Source organism: Actinoplanes rectilineatus (assembly GCF_000962825.1).
GTDB lineage: Bacteria > Actinomycetota > Actinomycetes > Mycobacteriales > Micromonosporaceae > Actinoplanes > Actinoplanes rectilineatus.
This window is the reverse complement of sequence record NZ_JZKF01000153.1, coordinates 1-9505: the sequence shown is the minus strand read 5'-3', so window position 1 is coordinate 9505 and position 9505 is coordinate 1. Positions and strand designations below refer to the sequence as shown.

Sequence of the window (9505 nt, the reverse complement as noted above, 5' to 3'; positions counted from 1 at the left end):
CAGGTTGTAGACCTTGCGCACGCAGCCGAACGTCCGGTTCAGCAGGTCAGCCTGCTCCGGAGTCGGGTAGAAGCGGAACTTGAAAGCCCGCTTCACCGTACGCTTGGACATACCTCACATGTTAGCACGCTTGTTTGTAACCGATCTTGCGGGCAGGCTGCCGGTAGACGCCGACTTCGCCTTGACGGCGAATCGGCTACCCCTGACCTGCTCCGCAGGAGTCCATTTCCTCTCCGGCCTGAAGGCCGGAGTATCCACGGAGACATCTGATGACTGCCGAATCCGTGGTCGAATGCGATTACCGACACTCGATGATCGCCGGCTACAAGGTCGCCCGCGGCACGGGCCAGCCGGACCCGCATCGTGTATGCCTTCGGCGTCTGGCCCGTCAGCCGCCGAAACCGGCGGTGCAAATCGAAACGCGACCGATGCGCCCACCGCGCCAGGGCCGGCAGCGAGACGTCCTCACTCAGCCGGGCGTTGACGACGACGAGGAGTTGGAGCAGCTCGCGGGTTCGCGACGACATGATCGGACGGTACCAATCAAGCGGCACCACCGCTTGACGGTACTTGCGCTGTCGCGCTGCCCCACAGATGCCGGCACGAACTGGACCACGGTCGGCTGGCCGGACGGCGGCGCCACCGGCAGCCGCGATCTGTATCTGCGGTTCACCGGCGGCAGTGGACACGTGTTCAATCTCGACTGGCGAGGATTCGCCGGTGTGTCGATGCGGTAGGGCAGGATCGCCGATGGTGCACAGTGGAGTTTCCAGCGTGTGAGGACGGCGGCAGGGACGACCATGGGAGTGACCCGGACGAGCGGATCCGACCTGGTGCGCGCTGCTCAGGCCGGTGACCGGGCCGCGCTGGACGAGCTCGTCGCGACCCACCTGCCGATGCTTTACGCGATCGTGCGGCAGGCCCTCGACGGGCATCCCGACGTCGACGACGTCACCCAGGACATCATGGTGCGCGCCCTGCGGCAGCTGCCGTCGCTGCGGTCACCGTCCAGTTTCCGTTCCTGGCTCGTGGCGATCGCCTTGCGGCAGGTCAGCACGCACCGGCACCGGCTGGTCCGCGACGCGGCGCGGGTCACCCCGCTGCAGGACGCCCCGGAGCTGCCCGACGCCGACGCGCGGTTCGAAGGGCTCACCGATCTGCGCGTCGAGCTGTCGGCGCAGCGCCGGCAGGTGCAGCGGGCCGGCCGCTGGCTCGACGCCGACGACCGGGCGCTGCTGGCGCTGTGGTGGCTGGAGGTGGTCGGGCAGCTGTCGCGGGCCGAGCTCGCGGCCGCGCTCGGCGTCACCGTCGTGCACGCCGGGGTCCGGGTGCAGCGGATGCGGGCGCAGCTGGAGGTGAGCCGGGCGATCGTGGCCGCCCTCGACGGCCGGCCCCGCTGCCCGCGGTTGAGCACCGAGATGGCCGGCTGGTCCGGCGCACCGAGCCCGCGGTGGCGTAAACGGCTGGCCCGGCACGTGCGGGACTGCCCGATCTGTGCCCGGACGACCGCGGATCTGCTGCCGCCGGATCGGCTGCTGCCCGGTCTCGCGCTGGTGCCGGTGCCGGCCACGGTGACGGCGGCGGTGCTGGCCAAGGGCTCCGGGACGGCGGTCACCAGCGTCACCGTGGCCGTGGCCGGCCAGGCCGGGGCGCTGGGTCATCTGGCCGCTCTGGCCGGCGCGCATCCGGTGCTGGCCGCGGTCACCGCCGGTGCAGTGCTGGCCGGGGCGACCGCGGGCGCGGTGGCGCTCACTGACCCGCCGTCGCGGCCGGCGACGATCGCCGAGACCCCGCAGCCGAGGTCGGCGGCCGCGCCGGCCCCGGCCCGTTCCGGCGCGCCGGCGAGTGCGAATGCGAGCGCCGCCGCGAGTACGAGTGCCGGCCCGAGTGCCGGTGCCAGTGCCGCTGTGCTGCGGGCCGGCCCGCTGTCGCTGGAGGCGGCCGGCGTGCCCGGCCGGTTCGTCACCGCGTCCGACCGCGCGTTCGGCACGCTCACCCAGGTGAGCGCGAGCAACACGGTGACCGCTCGGCGGCAGGCCAGCTTCCTGGCGGTGCCGGGGCTCAACGACGCGACCTGTTTCTCGTTCCGTGCGTCCGGCGGCGGCTATCTGCGGCACGCCTCGTGGCGGCTGCAGTTGAACCCGGCCGACGGCAGCGACCTGTTCCGCGGGGACGCCACGTTCTGCCCCGGCCCCGGGGCGAGCGCAGGGTCGATCGTTCTGGAGTCGTCGAACTATCCGGGCTGGTTCCTACGTCACCGCGGTGACGAGCTGTGGGTCGACCAGTTCGACGGCGGCACGGCGTTCCGCGCCGACGCATCGTTCGTGGTTCGCCCGCCGCTGGCCGGCTGAGCCTGACCGCGGCACCGGCCCGCACATAACAGAACCGGCGCATCGTTTTTTCGCGCCAATTGCCGCAGACGATTCCGCGGAACTGTTATGCGCAGGTGTTTGCGCTGGTCGCAGGGTTGAAGAATTGAAAGCCATGAAATCGTCTGGCAACATTGCCCACGAATGTGAGCGCTCCCATTCGGCCGTCGCCCGGCGCCGGGACCCACATGTCCCCGATCCCCAGGGAGAAGAAACGCCTGTCAGTTCCTCATGGGCCACCGCTTCGGACTGTTCGACTACGCCACCCCGGCCCTCGGTGGCGCGGCCACGATCAACCGATTCGAGATCACCACCCCCTGACGTACGGCCCTCTCCCCTTCCCGTCCCCAAGGAGAACCTCCATGGCATCACGGCTGAAAGTGTTCGTCGCGACGATCGCCCTCGTGGCGGCCGGCGGGGTCGCGGTCACCGCCTCGCCGGCGTCCGCCGCGACGATCGACACCAGCGCCTCCTACGTGCTGGTCAACCGCAACAGCGGCAAAGCGTTGGACGTCTACAACCTGGCCACCACCGACGGCACCAAGATCGTTCAGTGGGCACGCAACGATCAGGTCCAGCAGCAGTGGCAGTTCGTCGATTCCGGTGGTGGCTTCTACCGGCTCAAGTCCAAGCACTCGGGCAAGGTCCTCGACGTCTACAACCTGTCGACCGCGGACGGTGGCGCGATCGTGCAGTGGACCGACAACAACACCACCAACCAGCAGTTCAGCATTCAGGACGTCGACGGCTACATCCAGCTGATCAACCGCAACAGTGGCAAGGCGGTCGAGGTGCAGGGCGCGTCGACCAGCGACGGCGGCGCGGTCGTGCAGTACGCCGACTGGAACGGCACCAACCAGCAGTGGCAGCTGGTGAAACTCGGCTCGGACGGTGGTGGCGGCGCGTGCACCCTGCCGTCGACCTACCGCTGGTCGTCCACCGGCGTCCTGGCCAACCCGCGGTCCGGCTGGGTCTCGCTGAAGGACTTCACCGTCGTCCCCTACAACGGCCGGCACCTGGTGTACGCGACCACACACGACACCGGGACGAGCTGGGGCTCGATGAACTTCACCCCGTTCACGAACTGGACCGACATGGCCTCGGCGAGCCAGAACGCAATGGGCCAGGGCACGGTGGCGCCGACCCTGTTCTACTTCGCCCCGAAGAACATCTGGGTCCTCACCTACCAGTGGGGCGGCGCCGCGTTCTCCTACAAGACGTCCAGTGATCCGACCGATCCGAACGGCTGGTCGGCGGCGCAGACCCTGTTCACCGGCAGCATCTCCGGCTCCGGCACCGGCCCGATCGACCAGACGCTGATCGGTGACGGCACGACCATGTACCTGTTCTTCGCCGGCGACAACGGCAAGATCTACCGGGCGAGCATGCCGATCGGCAACTTCCCCGGCAACTTCGGCTCCTCCTACACCACGATCATGAGCGACACCACCAACAACCTGTTCGAGGCGCCGCAGGTCTACAAGGTCCAGGGCCAGAACCAGTATTTGATGATCGTCGAGGCGATCGGCAGCCAGGGCCGCTACTTCCGGTCGTTCACCGCGACCAGCCTGAACGGCTCGTGGACCCCACAGGCCGCCACCGAGAGCAACCCGTTCGCCGGCAAAGCCAACAGCGGCGCCACCTGGACCAACGACATCAGCCACGGCGAACTGGTCCGGGCCACCGCCGACCAGACCATGACGATCGACCCGTGCAACCTGCAGCTGCTCTACCAGGGCCGCTCGCCCAGCTCCAACGGCATCGACTACCCCCTGCTGCCGTACCGGCCGGGCGTTCTGACCCTGCAGAGGTAGGACCTCCCTTCCGGTGGGGATACCGGCCCGGTGCGCTTCGGGGATGTCCGCGCACCGGGCCGGGTCTCGTGTCGGCTCTGCATCGTTCTCCTTTTCACGATCCGTGGATTCTGTTTTTTCGGTTATGCCGTGGACGCCTCGATGGTCGGGCCGATGCCATTCTCGGATTTCTCTCCGAAACTTTCGGTAGATCGAGTTCAGCGATTGGCACGAGATGAATCGTGGAACATCCGACGATGCGGCATGGTCGACATCTTGGCAGCTCAAGCGCCTGTTTCTAACGCCGTACGCTGCGATCTCAGCTTTGGTAGTTTCGGAAAATCTGCGGAATTACTTGTTTCGGCAGTGTTACCCGTGTCAGCATCGCTGCATTGAAGTCCGTCTTTGACGATGGCGCTGCGCCCATCCCCCGTAATGACCGGCGTAGCGCCGAGAGGGAGGCCTTGGTGTCCACCAGATCCCCGAACAGGTCCACCGGCTCGGCGCGAAGGCGAGCACTCCTCGCCGGCGCCGCCGCCCTCGCCGCGGCCCTCGGCGCCGTGGTGATGGCCCCCGACGCCGACGCCGCGGCCGGCACCCTGGGCGCCGCCGCCGCCCAGTCCGGCCGCTACTTCGGCACCGCGATCGCGGCGAGCCGCCTCGGCGACTCGACCTACTCGACGATCGCCGCCCGCGAGTTCAACATGATCACTGCCGAGAACGAGATGAAGCCGGACGCCACCGAACCCCAGCGTGGCCAGTTCAACTTCAACGCCGGCGACCAGATCTACAACTGGGCCACCCAGCGCGGCCTCAAAGTCCGCGGCCACACCCTGGCCTGGCACGCGCAGCAGCCCAGCTGGTGGGGCGGCCTGAGCGGCAGCAGCCTGCGCCAGGCGATGATCGACCACATCAACGGCGTGATGGCCCATTACCGGGGCAAACTCGCCGCCTGGGACGTCGTCAACGAAGCGTTCAACGAGGACGGCAGCCGCCGCAACTCCAACCTGCAGAACACCGGCAACGACTGGATCGAGGCGGCGTTCCGGGCCGCCCGCAGCGCCGACCCGTCGGTCAAGCTCTGCTACAACGACTACAACATCGAGAACTGGTCCTACGGCAAGACGCAGGGCGTCTACAACATGATCCGCGACTTCAGGTCGCGTGGCGTGCCGATCGACTGCGTCGGCCTGCAGACCCACTTCACCGGCGGTAGCTCGCTGCCCGGCAACTTCCAGACCACCCTGCAGAACTTCGCCGCCCTCGGCGTCGACGTCGCGCTCACCGAGGTCGACGTCACCAACGCGTCCACCGCGCAGTACTCCGGCCTCACCCAGGCATGCTTGAACGTGCCGCGCTGCATCGGCATCACCGTCTGGGGTGTCCGCGACAGTGACTCGTGGCGCTCCAGCGAGAGCCCGCTGCTCTTCGACGGCGGCGGCAACAAGAAGGCCGCGTACAACTCGGTCCTCAACACCCTCAACGCGGCCGGCCCGACCTCACCGCCGCCCAGTGGCGGCACCGGCTCGCCGTCCCCGTCCACCTCGACCCCGCCGGCCGGCGGCGGCCGGATCGTCGGCGCCCAGTCCGGCCGATGCATCGACGTCCCCGACGCGTCGCAGAACAACGGCACCCGGGTCCAGCTCTACGACTGCAACGGCCAGTCCCACCAAGCCTGGACGCTGACCTCGAGCAGACAACTGACGGTGTACGGCGGTAGCCGCTGCCTGGACGCGGCCGGCTCCGGCAACGGTTCGGCCGTGCAGATCTACTCCTGCAACGGGCAGAGCAACCAGCAGTGGAACGTCAACAGCAACGGCACCATCACCGGCGTGCAGTCCGGGCGTTGCCTCGACGTGTGGGGCACCGGCAACGGCCAGCAGGTGCAGATCTACGACTGCAGTGGGCAGGCCAACCAGCGCTTCAGCCTGAACTGATCCGACGGCGGCCGGTCTCCCCCGCGCGGCGGAGGCCGGCTGGAAGCGTGTGGCCGGCTCGCAGGTCATGAACGCGGTGGCCCGGCCGACGACGGCCGGGACGACAGCCAGCCCGGCCGGCAGCGGGACGACGGCGAGGAGGCCGCGCCCGATCCGCCGCACGCCGATGTCCTCCGGCGTGCGGAGCCGGTCCGGTGTCACGGTGGTGATCATGACGCCCTTGTCCAGAGATGATCATCGGCCGGCGACGTCGAGCAGGTTGTAACGCAGGCGGAACGCCCGTTCGGTGCTCGCGAGGGCGGCCCCGACGGCGAGGGCGAAGTTGAGCCAGATCGGCAGGTGCACGGGTGACTCGAAGGTCCCGGCCCTCTCGGCGATCGCCGGGATGTGGGAGAGGGGCTCGGCGAGCTGCAGCAGGTTCAGGCCCACGCCGACCAGGAGCAGCAGCACCGAGAGGACCGCGAGGGCGCGGCTCAGCGCCGGATGGTCGCGGGTGAGGCGCAGCCGGCGTCCTTCGGCGGACCGCGGATCCGGGACGAGCGGGCGCTCGATCCCGTCGACGGTGACGTAGCGGCTGCGCCTGACCCCGAAGGCGCTGATCGCCACCTCGATGGTGCCGCCCTCCACGGGAAACGCCGCCGGGAGCCTGGTCTCGGCACGGTGCCGGCCGTCGACGTACAGGTGGGCTCGTGCTTTGCCGCTGCCGGTGTCGGCCCGATAGGGCAGGTCGACGGCGTAGACCGTCGACCTGCCGTCCGGCCCGGGCAGCGGCAGATAGAAGAGGGCGCGGACGGGCAGCTGCCACCAGCGGAGCGGTTTCAACGGCCGTCCGTCGCCCGGCCGGATCCGTTTGACCGCCCGTTGCCGCCGCCAGTTGTCGATCATGTTCGTTCGCCTCCTGGAGCACGTCGAACTACTAACACGCTGTACTAGTAAAGAAGCTAGCACTGCGTACTAGTACGATGTGACAGGAGGTGCCGTGTGACACAGGACCAGGACGGCGTCGGCTCACGGGAACGGATCCTGGCAGCCGCGGCGGCGATGCTCGCCGACGATGTGACGTCGACGCTGAGCGTGCGGGCGGTCGCCGCCCGCGCCGGGGTGAGCACGGGATCGCTCCGGTTCCACTTCCCGACCCAGCGGGCCCTGCGCGACGCCGTACTCGGCCGGATCTACGACAGCCTGTTCCCCGACGACCCGATCCGGGACCGGTCGCTGCCGGCCCGGGACCGGCTGGTCAACTGCCTGCGGCAGGTGCTCGCACCGGCCGGCGTCGGAGAGCGTGCCCGCGAGGCGTGGACGCGGGCCTACCAGACGTACATCGCATCCGAACCGACCGAGCAGGTGCGCACGGCCTATTTCGCCCTGGAACGGGAGGGCCTGCGCCGGATGGAGTACTGGCTGACCGTGCTCGCCGAGGAAGGCGCACTGCCCCAGGGCGACCACACGCACCGGGTCCGCTTTCTGGCCACAGTCCTCAACGGACTGTCGATCGAACGGGCCCTACCGGCCGAGGACTCGATCCTGCGGTCCGAGACCGCAACCCTGTACATGGCAGTCGACTGCGCCCTCCACTCCTGATCGGGGCGGGCGCCAGTAGGACAGTGACCTCGGCCGGGTCGACCTGCGCGGCAATGCGGGCACGGCGACCCTCGAACTGGCGGGACAGAAGTTCTCCACCCCGCCGCTGCCGGCCACCGCCCGAACGAACCCCGGCATCCTGCTCGTCAGCGACTACGGCCTCAGCCCGGCCCGACTGTGGGCCTACACCGTCAGCACGGGCGGCGCACTCGGCCCGGCCGGGCCCGGCTCCTACGACCTGGCCCGCGATGACGTGTTCGACCTGGCGCTCACGCCGGGCGGCCGGACCGCAGCCGCTCGCCGTCGTCGGGCAGCCCGCCGACGACCTCGACCGCATCCCGGTCCGCCCCGGCCTGCCGCTCGCGGTCTTCGACCGGCCGACCAGCCCCGGCATCATCGGCACGCTGATCCGCTCCGCCGACGCCCTCAGCGCGTCCGGCGTGATCACCACCGGGCATGCAGCCGACCCCTACGACCCCAAGGCCGTACGCGCCAGCACCGGCTCCCTCTTCGCCGTGCCGGTCGTACGCGCGCCCGGCCACCGCGAGGTGCCAGCCATCGTCCCAGGATCCGAGTTTGTACAGGTTACCGACGAGCCGACGCATCACCTCGTCGTACGACTCGTCGAAGTACAGGCCCATCGCGATCACGTACCGCATCATCACGTGCGCGGGCAGCCGCCGGATCCGCTTCTCTCGCCGTCCGCTGCGACTGAGGAGCTCCTCGAGCAGGTCCCGACCGAACCGGGACGACAACACATCCAACGCGATGTGGTCGGTCAACCGGCCCTGCGGCCGCGACGGCTCCACTACAGACGTAGTCACGGCCGAAGACCGCACCCGCCGTTCAGGCCTCGGTCAGCTCACCACGCTGACCAGCACCGATGCCCTAAAATGAACGGCATTGGGTCCTGGCTCGGCTTGCCGCTCGCTGAACGGAGCCTCGTGTATAAAGTTGTTGACCGGCGTTGCAAATCGAGGTGATGTATCACCTTGTGTGCGGCGAAATGGGTATCGTATTTAACGGTCTAGACGGTGGTATTGCTTCATGAGACGCTCGACTCAGGTTCAGTCCTGGATTCTTGCCATGATTTTGGTCCGTCGTCATCCGGGCCTCAAAGTTGTCGAATCTCGGTCATCTGACGATGATCGACTGTTGCTAATGCGTGATGGCAAGTGTGTTGTCGACATAGATCGATGTGGCTACGTGCTGGTACCCGGCTGCCCTGATTTTGTGCCAATACCTACTATCGATTTCATTGACGGCCCCGATGGTAGGTATGAGGAAAGGCGTGATCTCTTAGAGGCTGCCGCGGGTCTTGATGTGCGGTCTTTGAAGCGCCCTGGGACGGCGTACGATTTGGCGTTACTTGTGCTGGCTTCGGTGGTCCGGGCTACCGAGAACAACCCTCTCCCTGCGGAAGTTAGAAATGAAATTATTCTCCGGGGTGGTGAAAATTTTGAGAGGCGGGGTTTTCTGGAAATGTTTCCAAGGGTAACTAATGGACTCGAGCAAGACCCGGATCCGGCGAGATTCTGGTGTGTTCTTCGAGGGGGGAGTCCGGTTGCTCTTATTGATGCAATGGGATTCGCATATGTTGGCAATCAGGAGTTCAACATGGTTGATGAATATCAAGCCGGGGGTCGACGAATAACGGGCGTCGTTTCTATTTTATTTGGATCTGTTTCTGAATGGCCTTGGAGCGTGCTATAGGCAGGGCGATTGAGTTGTCTGATGACGAGGCCGTGACCTGGTGATTCACGGGGATAGTGGCCTCTGTGGAGGCGAAGGCGGCGGGTGAGATCACATCGGTGAAGATGGAGTT

9 protein-coding genes and 2 pseudogenes are annotated in these 9505 nt (G+C 67.4%); 7 read left to right on the top strand and 4 right to left on the bottom strand.

All coding sequences use genetic code 11. From position 1 onward, the window contains the following. Together WH85_RS54325 and WH85_RS54320 are read right to left on the bottom strand one after the other, a co-directional pair. Positions 1 to 111 (bottom strand): helix-turn-helix domain-containing protein (locus WH85_RS54325; protein WP_157411629.1); only part of this gene is annotated, 111 nt, incomplete at its 3' end. Further along, positions 93 to 527 carry a helix-turn-helix domain-containing protein gene (locus WH85_RS54320; RefSeq protein ID WP_083449755.1) on the bottom strand — a complete coding sequence of 145 codons (435 nt, stop codon included), beginning with the start codon at positions 525 to 527 and terminating at the stop codon, positions 93 to 95. The genes WH85_RS54325 and WH85_RS54320, both read right to left, overlap by 19 nt. 33 nt (positions 528 to 560) lie before the next feature. Here WH85_RS54320 and WH85_RS54315 point away from each other — a divergent pair, with 33 nt between their 5' ends. The 4 genes from WH85_RS54315 (at position 561) to WH85_RS45035 (ending at position 6099) form a co-directional block, all read left to right on the top strand. After that, positions 561 to 737: a carbohydrate-binding protein gene (locus tag WH85_RS54315; protein WP_157411627.1), complete on the top strand. Its 177-nt coding sequence runs from the start codon at positions 561 to 563 to the stop codon at positions 735 to 737. 63 nt (positions 738 to 800) lie between these two features. Next, positions 801 to 2351, top strand: coding sequence for a sigma-70 family RNA polymerase sigma factor (locus WH85_RS45045; RefSeq protein ID WP_045748365.1), 1551 nt, complete (start codon positions 801 to 803; stop codon positions 2349 to 2351). Positions 2352 to 2731: 380 nt separating this feature from the next. Further along, positions 2732 to 4183 (top strand): non-reducing end alpha-L-arabinofuranosidase family hydrolase, encoded by a 1452-nt coding sequence (locus WH85_RS45040; RefSeq protein ID WP_083449754.1) that lies wholly within the window; start codon positions 2732 to 2734, stop codon positions 4181 to 4183. A gap of 446 nt (positions 4184 to 4629) precedes the next feature. Then, positions 4630 to 6099, top strand: coding sequence for an endo-1,4-beta-xylanase (locus tag WH85_RS45035; protein WP_045748364.1), 1470 nt, complete (start codon positions 4630 to 4632; stop codon positions 6097 to 6099). A gap of 234 nt (positions 6100 to 6333) precedes the next feature. Here the strand turns inward: WH85_RS45035 and WH85_RS45030 are convergent, their stop codons facing one another. Further along, the gene (locus WH85_RS45030) at positions 6334 to 6984 is read right to left on the bottom strand and encodes a hypothetical protein (RefSeq protein WP_045748363.1); all 651 of its coding nucleotides are present in this window, start codon (positions 6982 to 6984) and stop codon (positions 6334 to 6336) included. 96 nt (positions 6985 to 7080) lie between these two features. Here WH85_RS45030 and WH85_RS45025 point away from each other — a divergent pair, with 96 nt between their 5' ends. Beyond that, complete coding sequence (locus tag WH85_RS45025; RefSeq protein ID WP_045748362.1) at positions 7081 to 7680, top strand: TetR/AcrR family transcriptional regulator; 600 nt, start codon at positions 7081 to 7083, stop codon at positions 7678 to 7680. A gap of 287 nt (positions 7681 to 7967) precedes the next feature. Next, a pseudogene (locus tag WH85_RS53575) lies at positions 7968 to 8231 on the top strand (TrmH family RNA methyltransferase); the annotation flags it as partial. Between the two features lie 69 nt (positions 8232 to 8300). Here the strand turns inward: WH85_RS53575 and WH85_RS53570 are convergent. Further along, positions 8301 to 8438 (bottom strand): annotated as a pseudogene (locus WH85_RS53570) (transposase domain-containing protein); the annotation flags it as partial. Between the two features lie 289 nt (positions 8439 to 8727). Here WH85_RS53570 and WH85_RS54310 point away from each other — a divergent pair. Then, complete coding sequence (locus WH85_RS54310; protein ID WP_425394699.1) at positions 8728 to 9393, top strand: TY-Chap2 family putative peptide chaperone; 666 nt, start codon at positions 8728 to 8730, stop codon at positions 9391 to 9393. Positions 9394 to 9505 lie beyond the last annotated feature (112 nt).

Excerpts from the sequence above, each read along its gene's own strand:
- WH85_RS54320 (WP_083449755.1), bottom strand. The coding sequence starts at position 527 with ATGTCGTCGCGAACCCGCGAGCTGCTCCAACTCCTCGTCGTCGTCAAC.
- WH85_RS45045 (WP_045748365.1), top strand. The coding sequence starts at position 801 with ATGGGAGTGACCCGGACGAGCGGATCCGACCTGGTGCGCGCTGCTCAG.
- WH85_RS45040 (WP_083449754.1), top strand. The coding sequence starts at position 2,732 with ATGGCATCACGGCTGAAAGTGTTCGTCGCGACGATCGCCCTCGTGGCG.
- WH85_RS45030 (WP_045748363.1), bottom strand. The coding sequence starts at position 6,984 with ATGATCGACAACTGGCGGCGGCAACGGGCGGTCAAACGGATCCGGCCG.
- WH85_RS54310 (WP_425394699.1), top strand. The coding sequence starts at position 8,728 with ATGAGACGCTCGACTCAGGTTCAGTCCTGGATTCTTGCCATGATTTTG.